General features: G+C 74.1%; 12 protein-coding genes. 6 read left to right on the top strand and 6 right to left on the bottom strand.

Going from position 1 to position 13,950, the window contains the following annotated elements; translation table 11 throughout:
* The first annotated feature begins 21 nt into the window (after positions 1-21).
* Entirely contained in the window at positions 22-1,539 is a 1,518-nt protein-coding gene (locus ABZK10_RS05700) for a leucyl aminopeptidase (protein WP_353808210.1), read from the top strand.
* An 81-nt stretch (positions 1,540-1,620) separates the two neighbouring features.
* Here ABZK10_RS05700 and ABZK10_RS05695 read toward each other — a convergent pair whose 3' ends face one another.
* The 3 genes from ABZK10_RS05695 to ABZK10_RS05685 form a co-directional block, all read right to left on the bottom strand.
* On the bottom strand, positions 1,621-2,436 hold the full coding sequence (locus ABZK10_RS05695) for a maleylpyruvate isomerase N-terminal domain-containing protein (RefSeq protein WP_353808209.1): 816 nt from the start codon (positions 2,434-2,436) through the stop codon (positions 1,621-1,623).
* Positions 2,433-3,026 (bottom strand): DUF2087 domain-containing protein, encoded by a 594-nt coding sequence (locus ABZK10_RS05690; RefSeq protein ID WP_353808208.1) that lies wholly within the window; start codon positions 3,024-3,026, stop codon positions 2,433-2,435. The genes ABZK10_RS05695 and ABZK10_RS05690 overlap by 4 nt, the downstream gene beginning before the upstream one ends.
* Positions 3,027-3,122: 96 nt before the next feature.
* Positions 3,123-4,043 carry an EamA family transporter gene (locus tag ABZK10_RS05685; RefSeq protein ID WP_353808207.1) on the bottom strand — a complete coding sequence of 307 codons (921 nt, stop codon included), beginning with the start codon at positions 4,041-4,043 and terminating at the stop codon, positions 3,123-3,125.
* A 276-nt stretch (positions 4,044-4,319) separates the two neighbouring features.
* Between ABZK10_RS05685 and ABZK10_RS05680 the strand changes: the two genes are divergently transcribed.
* From ABZK10_RS05680 to ABZK10_RS05670, 3 genes are read left to right on the top strand one after another with little or no spacing between them, the layout of a single operon-like run.
* Positions 4,320-4,703 (top strand): DUF1294 domain-containing protein, encoded by a 384-nt coding sequence (locus tag ABZK10_RS05680; RefSeq protein WP_353808206.1) that lies wholly within the window; start codon positions 4,320-4,322, stop codon positions 4,701-4,703.
* 10 nt (positions 4,704-4,713) lie between these two features.
* Complete coding sequence (locus tag ABZK10_RS05675) at positions 4,714-5,220, top strand: helix-turn-helix transcriptional regulator (protein WP_353808205.1); 507 nt, start codon at positions 4,714-4,716, stop codon at positions 5,218-5,220.
* A 4-nt stretch (positions 5,221-5,224) separates the two neighbouring features.
* Positions 5,225-5,629, top strand: a complete 405-nt coding sequence (locus ABZK10_RS05670; RefSeq protein ID WP_353808204.1) for a VOC family protein — start codon at positions 5,225-5,227, stop codon at positions 5,627-5,629.
* Between the two features lie 266 nt (positions 5,630-5,895).
* Here the strand turns inward: ABZK10_RS05670 and ABZK10_RS05665 are convergent, their stop codons facing one another.
* Genes ABZK10_RS05665 through nirB form a run of 3 tightly spaced genes read right to left on the bottom strand, consistent with a single transcriptional unit; the run spans position 5,896 to position 10,865 of the window.
* A complete protein-coding gene (locus ABZK10_RS05665; protein WP_353808203.1) occupies positions 5,896-7,107 on the bottom strand; it encodes a uroporphyrinogen-III synthase in 1,212 nt (403 codons plus the stop codon).
* Between the two features lie 16 nt (positions 7,108-7,123).
* Positions 7,124-8,185 carry a uroporphyrinogen-III C-methyltransferase gene (cobA, locus tag ABZK10_RS05660; protein WP_353808202.1) on the bottom strand — a complete coding sequence of 354 codons (1,062 nt, stop codon included), beginning with the start codon at positions 8,183-8,185 and terminating at the stop codon, positions 7,124-7,126.
* A gap of 1 nt (position 8,186) precedes the next feature.
* Positions 8,187-10,865: a nitrite reductase large subunit NirB gene (gene nirB, locus ABZK10_RS05655; RefSeq protein ID WP_353808201.1), complete on the bottom strand. Its 2,679-nt coding sequence runs from the start codon at positions 10,863-10,865 to the stop codon at positions 8,187-8,189.
* Between the two features lie 353 nt (positions 10,866-11,218).
* On the opposite strand from nirB, the gene nirD reads away from it, so the two are divergent.
* Together nirD and ABZK10_RS05645 are read left to right on the top strand one after the other, a co-directional pair.
* Positions 11,219-12,304, top strand: coding sequence for a nitrite reductase small subunit NirD (nirD, locus tag ABZK10_RS05650; RefSeq protein ID WP_353808200.1), 1,086 nt, complete (start codon positions 11,219-11,221; stop codon positions 12,302-12,304).
* Positions 12,305-12,412: 108 nt separating this feature from the next.
* Positions 12,413-13,837: an MFS transporter gene (locus tag ABZK10_RS05645; RefSeq protein ID WP_353808199.1), complete on the top strand. Its 1,425-nt coding sequence runs from the start codon at positions 12,413-12,415 to the stop codon at positions 13,835-13,837.
* Positions 13,838-13,950 lie beyond the last annotated feature (113 nt).

The raw sequence follows: 13,950 nt of genomic DNA, 5'->3' as shown, positions 1-13,950 counted from the left end.
GGCGCGATGGAGGACTCGCACATGACCCGTGACCCGATTCGGCTCATCCCCGCCGATTTCACCCCCGTTCCCTCGCTCGCGCGCCTCGAGGCCGTCGACGTCACCGTCGTCGACGAGCTCGACCCCTCGCTCGACGCGATCGGCATCGTCGTGCACGCCGAGGGCGACGTGCCCGAGGTGGCGCTCGACCGCGAGGCGCTCGCGCGCGTCGGCTTCGAGGGCAAGCCCGGCCAGACGCTGCTGCTGCCCCAGCCCGCGGGCCCGACGATCGTCGTGGTCGGCGCGGGCGATGCCGACCAGCAGACGGATGCCTCGCTGCGCGACGCCGCCGCCGCGTTCGTGCGCGCCGTGCCCAAGCAGGCCGCCCTCGGCATCCGCGTCGCGTCGCTCGGCCCGGTCGACGCCGAGACCGCCGCCCGCGTGCTCACCGAGGGCGCGCTGCTCGCCCGCTACCGCTTCGCCGCGCTGAAGGCGACGCCGAAGGAGGTCGCGATCGAGCGCCTCCAGCTCGCCGCCGAGGGCCTCGACGCCGGCGCCGCCGGTGTGGCCGCCGGCATCGCCGCCGCCCGCGCCGCGTCGATCGCGCGCGACCTCACCAACGCCCCGCCCGCGCACCTGACCGCGCCCGACCTCGCCGACGTCGCCGTCGAACTGGGCGAGCGCTTCGGCTTCGGGGTCGAGGTCTTCGACAAGGCCGCGCTCGTCGAGCTCGGCTGCGGCGGGCTCCTCGGCGTGAACGCCGGCTCGAGTGTCGAGCCGCGCATGGTGAAGCTCACCTACACGCCGGAGGGCGAGTCGACCGGCCACCTCGGCCTCGTCGGCAAGGGCATCACCTACGACTCGGGCGGCATCAGCCTGAAGCCGTCCGACGGCATGCACGCCCTCATGAAGATGGACATGGGCGGCGCCGCCAACGTGCTCGCGACGTTCACCGCGCTCGGCGACCTCGGTGCATCCGCCACCGTCACGGGCTGGATGATGTGCACCGACAACATGCCGTCGGGCTCGGCGACGAAGCTCGGCGACGTGCTCACGGCCCGCGGCGGGAAGACGGTCGAGGTGAAGAACACCGACGCCGAGGGCCGCCTGGTCATGATGGACGCGCTCGCCCTGGCCGTCGAGGAGGGCGTCGACGCCGTCATCGACATCGCGACGCTCACGGGCGCCGCGCTCATGGCGCTCGGCCAGTCGCGGGCCGCCGTGCTCGGCACCTCGCAGGCCGTGGTCGACACGCTGCTCGAGGCATCCGGCTCCACCGACGAGCCCCTCTGGCAGCTGCCGCTCGAGCAGAAGTACCGCAAGCTGCTCGACTCCGACATCGCGGACCTCTCGAACGTCGGCGCGAACCGCTACGCCGGCGCGACCACCGCGGCGCTGTTCCTGGCCGAGTTCACCGGCGAGACGCCGTGGGCGCACCTCGACATCGCCGGCACCATGACGAGCGACTCCGACGAGGGCTGGCGCTCGAAGGGTGCGACGGGCTTCGGCACGCGCACGCTGGTCGAGGTCGCGCGCAGGTTCACGGCGCCCGCGAAGTAGCCGAGCGGATGCCCCGGGCGCGGTCGCACCGCCCCGGGGCATCGTGCTGCGTGCAGGCGCCCGTCACCGGGCGGGCGCCGCTCACGGGTGGACGGGGCTCGCGGCGTACGCGTCGATCGTGGCGGGGTCGCCGAGCACGCGGAAGCGGCCGGGCAGCGAGCTCGGCTTCGCCCGCTCCCACACGAACAGCAGCAGGTCGCCGAGGGCCGCGCGGAGCACGGTGGGATCGTCGGGCGCATCGTCGACCGGCTCGCCGATCGCGGTCGCGTCCGCGGTGGGGTGCCGGGTGACCGACCAGTCGGGCGCGATGGTCCAGGCGGCCGGCACGTCGGTCGAGCGCAGCACGAGCGTGCCGGGCAGCGGGTCGAGCCCGGTCGAGGCGAGGGTGCGGGCGAGGAACACCGCGTAGAGCTCGTCGATGCCGTCGGCGAGCATCGCGGGGCCGCCGACGTCGGGGGCCGGTGGCGAGGCAGTGCCCGCCGTGCGCAGGTCCCAGAGGTGCTTGCGCGCCTCGTGCGCCATGCGGCGGCTCCAGAACGCCGTGGGCCCCTCGCCGCGGAAGGTCCAGCAGGGCCGCGCGGGGTCGGTCGCGTCGAGCGTGTCGGCGAGCGCGGTCGCGCCCTCGGCGAACCACGCGATCGGGTCGGATGCCTCGGGGCGGGCGTGCGCCGCCCGATCGGCCTGCCGTCCGGTGCGGACGACCTCGGCCGCCCACCGCTGGATCTGGCCGAGGTGGTCGACCATCGACGCGGCGGTCGGCCACGTCGCCGAGGCGACCCCGGCGGTGGGGTCGATCGCGCCGGCCTCGGCGGCGAACTCCTCGGACATGGTGCGCACGGCGCGCGCGAACGCGGGAGCGGCGTCGGGCTCGATCGCGAGCCGGAGGATTCCGCTCATGCGCTGCGCACCCCGGTGCGGTGGTCGGGTGCCGGGGAGTCGGCGGCCGGTGCGCCCGCACCGCGCGCGTCGACCGGCACCTCGTCGGCCGGTCGCGCGTACTCCGACCCCGATCGCGTGCGCTCGAGGAGCCCGGCGTCGACGAGCGAACGGCGCAGCAGCGCCACGTCGTCGACGACCTGGGCGAGCCGCTCGTTCACCGCGTGCTCGTCGAGCACCTCGCCGGGCCGTATCGTGCGGTCGAGCAGCAGCGCGAGCACGGCCCGCCGATCGGAGGCGTTCGCCGGGTACTGCTCCAGCCGCCCGCCGCGGAGGAACCGCTCGGGGCCGCGCCGCGCGCGTGCGGTCGCGGAACCGTGCAGCAGGTCGTGGAAGATCGCGCCGTCGGCGGTGAGCGCGCCCTCCGCGTCCTCGGCGACGAGGTCGACCTCGAGGAGCGCGTGCAGCGCCCGGGTCGCGCGCCGCTCGCCGAGCCGGGCCTCCACGTCGGCGCGCGTCGTGCCGAGCACGGCCATCGCGAACGCGGCGCGACGGTCGTCCTCCACGAGCATCGCGACGATGCGACGCCAGTCCGGGGCGTGGCCGATCATGCCTCCATCATGCCGCGCCGGGTTCGGAGCACCCGTCGGCGCGCCCGGCGCTGTGGATCCCGCGGACTCCGCGCCCCGGTCGGGGGATCGCCCACGTCAGGGGATCGTCTCGGCGGTGCGCTCGAGCGCGGACTTCGGCCGGTCGCGCTGGGTCGCGATCGCGGTGCCGGCCGCGCCGCACACCACGACGATCGCCACGACCTCGAGCGGCGTGAACGTCTCCGACAGCACGAGCCATCCGAATCCGGCCGCGATCACGGGGCCGAAGCTCGTGATGATCGCGTACAGGCGGGGCGTGATGCGGCGCAGGATGTAGGTGTCGAGGCTGTACGGCAGCGCCGACGACAGCACGCCGACGCCGAGCAGCAGGCCCAGCACGCGCCAGTCGATCGCGCCCGCGTCGAACGTGGCGACGGCGAACGGCAGCAGCAGCACGAGGCTCACGATGCTCGCGACCGTGAGCCCCTCGAGGCCCGGCAGGCCGACCGCGACGCGCCGCGTGAGCACGATGTAGAGCGCCCAGCTCACGGCGGCCGTCAGCGCCAGGGCGACGCCCCACGGGTCGATGGCGGCGGCTCCGGATGCCCCCGGGCCGACGAGCAGCACGACGCCGGCGCCCGCGGCGAGCGCGCAGCCGACGTCGAGCCAGCGGCGCGAGGTGACGAGCGCGAGCCCCAGCGGGCCGAGGAACTCGATGGTCGCCGCGACGCCGAGGCCGAGCAGGTGCACGGACTCGTAGAACGCGAGGTTCATGACGGCGAGCACGACGCCGAGCGCGATCGCGGGGCGGAGCCGGCGCCAGGTGAGCAGCGCACGACGCGGCCGGTAGAACGGCAGCACGACGGCGACCATGACGAGCTGGCGCACCGCGACGACCACGAACGAGCCGACCACGGGGATCACGAGCCCCGCGAGCGACGACCCGAAGTTGATCGAGACCTCGGTGCCGAGCTGCGTGCCCGCCCCCGCGAGGCGCCTGCGCCGCAGCGCGGCATCCGTCATCTCCCCCGTGCTCACGGATCGACGATACGCCGCGCGCGCGGCGCTGGTCGCTTCTCAGGAGCCGGCACGCCTGGCGGGTGCGGGCGACGCGGGACGCGCGGCGGCGTAGGTCGGTTTTCAGGAGCCCGCCCGCCTGGCGGCGGCCGGCGGTGCAGCATGCGCGGCGGCATCGCCCGTTCCCGCAGATGCTGTGGGACGGAGGTGGGCTGCCGCAGGTCCTGCGGACGTGCGGGCCGGCTCCTCGCCCGGTTCCTGAAAACGGTCGCACTCCCCCGCCGATACGATGCTCGGGTGCCGACTCCGACCCGTGCCCCGCGCCGCCGCAACGGCGTGCAGCCCGCCGCGTTCGTGCCCGTGCTGGCGTTCGCGGTGCTCTGGATCGCGCTCGCACTCACCGTCGGCGCGCCGACGTGGCTCCTCGTCGTCTACGCGATCGCGTCGATCGTCGCATTCGTCCTGTACGCGGTCGACAAGTCGGCCGCGCGGGCCGAGCGCCGCCGCATCCCCGAGTCCACCCTGCTCACCGCGGGACTGGTCGGCGGCTGGCCCGGCGCGATCGTCGCCCAGCAGGTGCTCCGGCACAAGACGGTGAAGCGGGCGTTCCGGGTGCCGTTCTGGATCACGGTCGTGGTCAACGTGCTCGCGTTCGTCGCGGTCTGCCTGCTGACCGGCTAGCGTCGGAACCATGTCACCGGAGGAGCTCGCCGAGCTCGCGTACCTCCGCCGGGCACGCGACCTCATCGACCGCGAGTACGATCGGCCGCTCGACGTGCCGTCGATGGCGGCGGCCGCGCTCATGTCGCCGGCGCACTTCTCGCGCCGGTTCCGCGCGACCTACGGCGAGACGCCGTACGCGTACCTCATGACGCGCCGCATCGAGCGCGCCATGGCGCTGCTCCGCGACGGCGCCACCGTGACGGACGCCTGCATGGCGGTCGGCGCCACGTCGCTCGGCTCCTTCAGCAGCCGGTTCACCGAGATCGTGGGCGAGACGCCGAGCGCCTACCGTCGGCGCGACCATCCCGCCGAGCAGTCGATGCCCGCGTGCGTGGCGATGTTCACGACCCGGCCGCAGCGGGCGGGGCCACGGCCGGCCGGGGCATCCGCTCCGCGTTCCCGCGAGGCATCCGCCGCCCCCGCCGATCCGAGCACGATCGGAGAAGGCGCCGCGACGGCTGCGGGCGTACCGTGACGGCATGGGCATCGCAGTCAAGTACGTGGACATCACCGTGAACGACCCCGTCGAGTCGCTGTCGTTCTACCGCGACGCGCTCGGGTTCGAGGTGCGCAACGACGTCGAGTCGGGCGGCCACCACTGGATCACGCTCGGCTCGCCGAAGCAGCCGGGGCTCGAGATCGTGCTCTCGGACCCCCACGCGGGCCGCTCGCGGGCCGACGGCGACGCGCTCCAGATGCTGCTGACGAAGGGCGTGCTGCACGGCATCGTGCTGGCCGACGACGACGTGGATGCCGCGTTCGAGCGCGTCAGGGCATCGGGCGCCGAGGTGCTGCAGGAGCCGATGGACCAGGGCTGGGGGCCGCGCGACTGCGCGTTCCGCGACCCGTCGGGCAACACCATCCGCATCGCCCAGGCCGTCTGAGGCGCCCCGCGCCCGTCGCCTCGGTTCGCTGCTCAGGAGTTCGGCGCCGGCGCCTCCCACGGGCGGGTCGCTTTTCAGGAAGCCGTCGCGACGCGATCGCAGCATGCGCGGATGCGCAGGCGTCGGTCACGGCTGCTGCGACCGAAGCGCACGCGACCGAGGATGCTGCGCCCGCCGCGCCCGCCGGCTCGGGGGCTTCCTGAGGAACGAACGCCCCGGTCTCACCGGCGGGCCGGCACCTTCCTGAAAAGCGACAACCCCAGGGGTCAGACGGGCACGGAGATGCGGTAGCCGCGCTTGATCACGGTCGCCACGACACCGGGGCGGGGCAGCGCCTGGCGCAGGCGGCTGAGCGCGACGTCGACCGCGTGGTCGTCGAGCGGCTCGGGCGTGGAGCGCGCGAGGTCGGCGCGCGAGACGGTGCGCCCCTCCGCCTGCATGAGGGTGCGGAACAGCGCGAGGCCCACGGGACTCAGCTCGATCCGCTCGCCGTCCACGACCACCAGCCGCCCGCGCAGCTCGACCGGGCCCGCCTCGCTCGACAGCCGCAGCACGTTCTTCTGCTCGAGGTGCTCGCAGACGAGGCGGATCAGCGCGCCCATGCGGAACCGGTCGGGCGCGATCGGCAGGATGCCCGCCTCGACGAGCGGCTGCGCGGTCACCGGCCCGACGGCCGCCGCCACCACGGCCTCGCGGAAGCCCGCGAGCAGCGCGTCGAGCCGGCCGAGTCCGTCGGCCGCCTCGAACAGCGCCTCCACGGCGGGCGCGCTGGTGAAGGTCACCGCGTCGAGCGACTCGGTGCAGATCGCGTCGACGAGCTTCGCCACGCGCGCCTGGTCCTCGTGGGCCCGCCAGCGGTACGGGGCGACCGGGTACACGGTCGCGCCCGCCGCGGTCAGCCGCTCGAGCTGCGACTTGTCGGTGTAGCCGTGCAGCTGCACGGCGATCGCCTGTCCGTCGACGTCGTCGCGCAGCACGAGGTCGACGAGCGACGCGGTCGTCTCGCGCTCGCTCATGCCGTGGTCGTCGAGTTCCGCCGCGCGGATCGCGCCGCGCGCCTTGGGCCCGCGGACCAGGATGCGGGCGGAACCCAGCACGTCGAGCAGGTCCTCGCCGAGCCCCACGGCGTCGGCCGCCTCGAACCAGCGGCGCATGCCGTACGACGTGGTCGCGAGCAGCACGGCCGGCTGCGCGGCGATGATCGCCCGCGTCTCCTCCACGACGACGGCGTCGTCGCGCGCTCCGGTCATGCGGATGGTCGGTGCGTGGAGCACGGATGCCCCGCGACGCTCGAGGGCCGCCACGAGCTCGGCCGACCGGCGGTCGCTCGTCACGCCGATGCGGAACCCGTCGAGCTGGTCGGAGCGGAAGCCGGGCGCGGTGCCGGGCTCGGGCGCTGCGTCGGGTGCATCCGCCCGAGACCGACCGTGGGAATCCTCCCAGCTGGGCGCGTCGGCCGTGTCAGGTGCGTCGGTCATGGGCGCCCCTCCCGTGTCAGGTGCCGAGCTGTGCGATCACGCTCGCGATGGCATCGGTGTCCGCAGGGCGCCCATCCTCGCACGCGAATGTTTCGGGGACTCGCACGACCTCGCCGACCACGATCACGGCGGGCGACGCGGGGCGCACCTCGGCGACCCGGTGCAACACGCCGCCGAGGTCGGAGACCGTGGTGCGCTGCGACGGGCTGAAGCCGCGCTCGACGATGGCGATCGGCATGTCGGCGGCCATGCCGTGGCGGCGGAGCCCGGCGACCAGGTGCGGCAGCGTGCCGACGCCCATGAGCACGACCAGCGTGCCGCCGAGGCCGACGAGGTGCGACAACTCCTCCTCGGAGAACGGCACGTGCCCGGAGGCGACGGTGAACGCGCGGCTCACCTCGCGGTGCGTCACGGGGATGCCCGCGGCGCCCGGCACCGAGACGGCACTGGTCACGCCCGGGACGACGGTGACCGGCACGCCGGCCTCCCGGCACGCGCGCACCTCCTCGCCGCCGCGGCCGAACACGAACGGGTCGCCGCCCTTCAGGCGCACGACGCGCAGCCCCTCGAGCGCACGCGCGACGAGCAGCCGCTCGATCTCGCGCTGCGGCACGGCGTGGTGGCCGGGCGTCTTGCCGACGTCGATGAGCTCGGCGCCGGGCGCCCAGTCGCCGAGCCGGTCGGTCGGGCCGAGGCGGTCGTGCAGCACGACGTCGGCCTCGGCGAGCGCGCGACGCGCGGCGAGGGTCATCAGCTCGGGGTCGCCCGGGCCGCCGCCGACGAGCGACACGTGGCCGCGCGGCGTCGGCTCGACCGGGGCGTCGGTCAGCACCGGCAGGCGCATCGCACGGGCGTGCGCGAGGGTCTCCGCGCGCTCGGCGTCGGTGCCGTCGACCCACGCGAGCACGTCGACGTGGGCCGCGTCGAGCGGCTGGGCGAGGCGGGCGGCGGCGTGCGCGCCGAGCACCTCGAGCACCTGCGCACCCGCGGCCGCGTAGCGGGCCCGCGCACGGCGGGTGCGGTCGGCGCGACCGACCACGAGCACGGTGAGTCCGGCCAGGTCGAGTTCGACGTGCATGTCAGCGCCCTTCGCGAATGGCGCCGTCGGCCGGCGCGGGAACGGTGTCGATGGTAGGCACGGCGGATGCCTCGGCGGCATCCGGGTCCGTCACACTGCGTCGCACGGGGATCGAGGTGCCGGCGATGAGCGTGCGCCGCTCCTCGGGGGTCGCGGGGCGCGACTGGCCCCGCTCGGGCACCCGCAGCACCGACGGGTCGCCGGTGTCGGGGGCGTTCACGAACGGGCGGAAGCGCTTGAGCTTCTCGGGGTCGGCGAGGGTCGCCGCCCACTCGTCGCGGTACGTGCCGACGTGCGTGGCCATGGCCGCCTCGAGCTCGGCGGCGATGCCCAGCGAGTCGTCGCAGACGACCTCGCGCACGTGGTCGAGCCCGCCGGGGAGGTCCTCCTGCCAGCGCGCGGTGCGCTGCAGGCGGTCGGCCGTGCGCACGTAGTACATGACGTACCGGTCGATGTAGCGCACGAGGGTCTCGTCGTCGAGGTCGCCGGCGAGCAGCTGCGCGTGTGCGGGCTGGTAGCCGCCGTTGCCGCCGACGTAGAGGTTCCAGCCGAGCTCGGTGGCGATGACGCCGATGTCCTTCGAGCGGGCCTCGGCGCACTCGCGCGCGCAGCCCGAGACGCCGAGCTTGAACTTGTGCGGCGAGCGGAGGCCGCGGTAGCGCTCCTCGAGGAACACGGCCATGCCGACCGAGTCCTGCACGCCGTAGCGGCACCAGGTCGAGCCGACGCAGCTCTTCACCGTGCGCAGGCTCTTGCCGTACGCCTGGCCCGACTCCATGCCCGCGTCGACGAGCCGTCGCCAGATGTCGGGCAGCTGGTCGAGCCGCGCGCCGAACAGGTCGATGCGCTGGCCGCCGGTGATCTTCGTGTACAGGCCGAACTCCTCGGCGACCTCGGCGATGACCTTGAGCTTGGCCGGGGTGATCTCCCCGCCGGGGATGCGCGGGACGACCGAGTACGTGCCGTCCTTCTGCATGTTCGCGAGGGCACGGTCGTTCGTGTCCTGCATCGGCCCGGTGTCGTCGTCGAGGATGTACCGGTTGGTCTGGGAGGCGAGCACCGAGGCGATGACGGGCTTGCAGATGTCGCAGCCGAGGCCCGAGCCGAAGCGCTCCATGACCTGGTCGGCGGTGCGCAGGCCCAGCACGCGCACCGACTCGAACAGCTCGGCGCGGCTCAGCTCGATGTGCTCGCAGAGCGCCTTCGAGACCTCGATGCCCGCCTTCTCGAGCTCGGTCTCGAGGATCTTCTTCACGAGCGGCACGCACGAGCCGCACTGGGTGCCGGCGCGCGAGCAGGCCTTGAGCGAGCCGAGGTCGGTGCACGCCTCGCCCTGCTCTCCGGCGATCGCCCCGCGGATGTGCCCGGCGCTGACGTTGTTGCACGAGCACACCTGGGCGTCGTCGGGGAGCTCTGCGGATGCGGGTGCCTCGGCGCCCGCGGCGGAGAGGTACGCGCCCGGCTCCGCCCCGAGCTCGCGTCCGAGCATGGGACGCAGCGCCGTGTACGGCTCGGCGTCGCCGACGAACATGCCGCCGAGCAGGGTCTTGGCGTCGTCGCTCACGACGAGCTTCTGGTAGAGCCCGCGCGCCGGGTCGGCGTAGACGACCTCGAGGGCGCCCTCGCTGCGGGCCATCGCGTCGCCGAAGCTGGCGACGTCGACGCCGGCGAGCTTCAGCTTGGTGGCGTCGTCGACGCCCGGGAAGGTCGCCTCGCCGCCCCAGATGCGGTCGGCGACGACCTCCGCCATCGTGTTCGCGGGGGCGACCAGGCCGACGCAGCGGCCGTCGATCGCGGCGACCTCGCCGATCGCCCACACGTTCGGGGCGCTCGTGGCGCAGGTGTCGTCGACGGTGATGCCGCCGCGCGGCGCCAGGTCGAGCCCGGCGGCGCGGGCGAGCTCGTCGCGCGCGGTGATGCCGATGGAGAAGACCACGATGTCGGCGTTCACGGCGCTGCCGTCGGGCAGCGCGAGCCCGAGCACGGTGCCGGTGGGCGAGGTGAGCACGGCGCTCGGCCGCTGGCCGAGGTGCAGCTCGATGCCCGACCCGTGGATGATGCGGCCGAGCGCCTGACCGGCGCCCTCGTCGAGCTGCGCCGACATGAGCCACCGCCCCGAGTGCACGACCGACGCGCGGGCGCCGAGCCGGGCGGCGCCGCCCGCGGCCTCGAGCCCCAGCAGTCCGCCGCCGACGACCGCGACGTTGGCGGGGCGGCCGCGGCGCTCGGCGAACTCCGAGATCTCGGCGACCAGGGCGGCCACGTCCTCGAGCGTGCGGTAGACCCGGCCCGCGTGCGCGTTCTCGATCGGCGGCACGGTGGCGCTGGAGCCGGTGGCGAGCACGAGCTCGTCGTACGCGAGGCGCTCCCCGTCGGCGAGCGCCACCTCACGGGCATCCGTGTCGATCGCCGTCACCGGCGAGCCGGTGCGCAGCGTCACGCCGGGCCGCTCCCAGAAGTCGGCGTCGCCCAGCGTGAGGTCCACGCCGCCGTCGTCGAGGCGCTTGGAGAGCGCGACGCGGTCGTACGGGCGGTGCACCTCCTCCGCGAGCACGGTGATGCGCAGCTCGGGCGCGGCGGCGTCGAGCCGAGCGCCGAGTGCCTCGGTGAAGCGGTGGGCGGCCGGCCCGCCGCCCACGACGACGACGTGGCGGGTGGCCGCGGGGTCTGCGTTCGCCATGGTGGCTCCTCACGTGCGGGGAAGGTGCGGTACGAGAAATCGGTGGGACGGATGCGGCCCGGTGCCGCGTCGGTGTCACCGACGCTACGGAGCGGTCGTATCCCCTGCGTTGCCCTCCCGTAACGACCTGTGACGGTTTCCTCACGCTGCGACGGGCCGGGTGTGAGGCGGATGTCACACGGTGACGGCGACCTCTCACGGCCCCCCGGCCCGGGTGAGAGCTTCGTCACAGGCGTTCACGCCGAGGAGCGATCGGGCGAAACACGGCGTTCGTAGCTTGGTCCCCATCGCACCACCGGCCCCGGCACCCGCCGGCCGGAACCGCACCACCCACGACGCAGGAGGGAACCACCGTGACGATCATCGACTCGGCCAGCACCGCCGCACCGTCGCGCCCGGCTGCGCCCACGGCCTGGACGCCGGTCTGCCGGCGCGTCGACCTCACCCCGCTCTGGGGCGAGGCCGCCCTGGTCCACGGCCGGCAGGTCGCGCTGTTCCTCCTGCCCGACGGCCGGCTGTTCGCGGTGTCCAACCAGGACCCGGCGACCGGCTCGCACGTCATCTCGCGCGGCATCGTCGGCTCGCGCGGCGGCCGCCCCACCATCGCCTCGCCGCTGCACAAGGACGTCTTCGACCTCGCGACCGGCGAGTGCCTCACGAACCCCGACCTCCGCCTGCCGACCTGGCGCGTGCACGAGGACGCCGAGCACGTGATCTCGGTCGCCCCGGCCCGCGCGCTCGTCGCCGCATCGCACGGCACGTCGGATGCCGCGGGCCAGCGCGCGGTCGCGGCCCTGGTCGACGCCGTGCGCGACGCGCGGCCCGAGCTCGTGATCGCCGACGCATTCGTCGACGTGCAGGAGCCCGACGTGCCGGCCGTGGTCGAGGCGGTGCACGACGACCTCGACGTGACGATCGTTCCGCTGCTGCTCTCGGCGGGCTACCACGTGTACCACGACCTCGCCGACGTGGCGGAGGAGGTGGCCGGCGCCGCCGGCGCCCCCGACGTCGCGGTCGCGGCGGCCCTCGGGCCCGACCCCCGCCTGGCCGACGTGCTCGCGCGCCGCCTCGAGGAGGCGGGCCTCGCCGACGACGACCGGGTCGTGCTGGCCGCCGCCGGCTCGAGCGACGCCCGCGCGGTCGACGACTGCCACGCGGTCGGCGCGCTGCTCGCGGCCCGCCTGGAGCGCGAGGTCACGGTCTCCTTCATCTCGGCCGCGGACCCTCGCGTCGCCGATGCCGTCTCGTCCGTGCGGGCATCCGCCCCCGCCCGCGTCGTCGTCGCGAGCTACCTGCTCGCCCCCGGATACTTCGCCACCCTCGCCGCCGAGGCGGGAGGCGACCTCACCAGCGCGCCGCTCCTCGCGGACGGCGACGCACCGCCCGCCGAGCTCGTCGCGATCGTCGCCGAACGCTTCGACGCCACGAGCCCGGCCTGACCGGGCGACGGGTCCCTACCCCCCGTCGCCCACGCTCCACCGGCACCACCGCACCGCACACCACCACCCACCGAACCGGCACCACCACACCGCTCAGGAGAGATCATCATGAACGCACCCGCACCGGGCACGCTCGCACCGGAGAGCGACGTCGCCCCCGTCACCGAGGCGCCCGCGGGCGCAGCGCTCACCCACCGCCCGGGCCGCTGGATCGACGGCTGGAACCCCGAGGACACCGACCAGTGGAACGCGACCGGCAAGCCGATCGCCTCGCGCAACCTGCGCTGGTCGATCTTCGCCGAGTTCCTCGGGTTCTGCGTCTGGCAGCTCTGGTCGATCGTCGTCGTGTCGCTGCCCGCGGCCGGCTTCGACTTCGAGACCGGCCAGATCTTCTGGCTCATCTCGATGCCGGCGCTCGTCGGCGCGACCCTCCGCATCCCGTACACCTTCATGGTGCCGAAGTTCGGCGGCCGCAACTGGACGATCGTGTCGGCGGCCCTGCTGCTGATCCCCGCCATCGGCCTCGGCATCGCCGTCGGCAACCCGGAGACACCGTTCGGCGTGATGCTCGCCATCGCAGCCCTCGCCGGGTTCGGCGGCGGCAACTTCGCCAGCTCGATGGCGAACATCACCTTCTTCTACCCGCAGCGGGAGAAGGGGTACGCGCTCGGCCTCAACGCGGCCGGCGGCAACCTCGGGGCGGCCGTCGCCCAGCTGGTCGTGCCGATCGTCATCACCATCGGCGCGGGCGTCACGCTGAACCTCCCGCTCGCGGGCTGGATCTGGGTGCCGCTCATCCTGGTGGCCGTCGCCGGCGCCTACTACCGCATGGACAACATCTCCGATGCGAAGGCCGACGTGAAGGCGACCCTCGCCGTGCTGCGCGAGCCGCACCTGTGGATCCTCTCGGTGCTCTACATCGGCACCTTCGGCTCGTTCATCGGCTTCGCCGGTGTCTTCCCGAAGCTCATCGCCGACCAGTTCCCCGACTTCTCGAGCTTCGCGGTCGGTGCGGTCTCGCTGAACCTGGCGTTCATGGGCGCGCTCGTCGGCTCGCTCGCCCGCCCCTACGGCGGCAAGCTCGCCGACCGCTTCGGTGGCGCATCGATCACGATCGCCTCGTTCGCGGTCATGGCCCTCGGCGCGCTCGCGGTGATCTGGACCCTCCCGCTGAACAACTTCTGGCTGTTCCTCGGGCTGTTCCTGGTGCTGTTCACCGCGTCGGGCGTCGGCAACGGCTCGACCTACCGCATCATCCCGACGGTGTTCGCCCTCAAGGCGGGCTCGACGGACGGCCACAACACCGCGGGCGACATCAGCTCGCAGCGCAAGGCCGCGGCCGCCCTCGGCATCATCTCGTCGATCGGGGCCTACGGCGGCTTCGCGATCCCGCAGCTGCTCGGCCTGTCGAAGGTCAACTTCGGCGAGTACACGACCGGCCTCGGCTGGTTCGTGTGGGCCTACGCCGGGATGCTCGTGCTGACCGCCGTGGTCTACGTCTACGGCGCCCGCAAGCGCGGCGTCCGCATCTGAGACCCGGTGGGCCGGGCGGTCCGCCCCCGCCCGGCCCACCGAAACCCCGACGAAACCGACAGCACGTAGCATCCGCAGCACTCGACGGAAGGGGGAAGCCGTGAACGCGTCGC

The organism is Agromyces sp. SYSU T00194 (genome assembly GCF_040496035.1).
Lineage (GTDB): Bacteria > Actinomycetota > Actinomycetes > Actinomycetales > Microbacteriaceae > Agromyces > Agromyces chitinivorans.
Note: the sequence above shows the minus strand (reverse complement) of the source record. Positions and strands in the feature narration are given on the sequence as shown.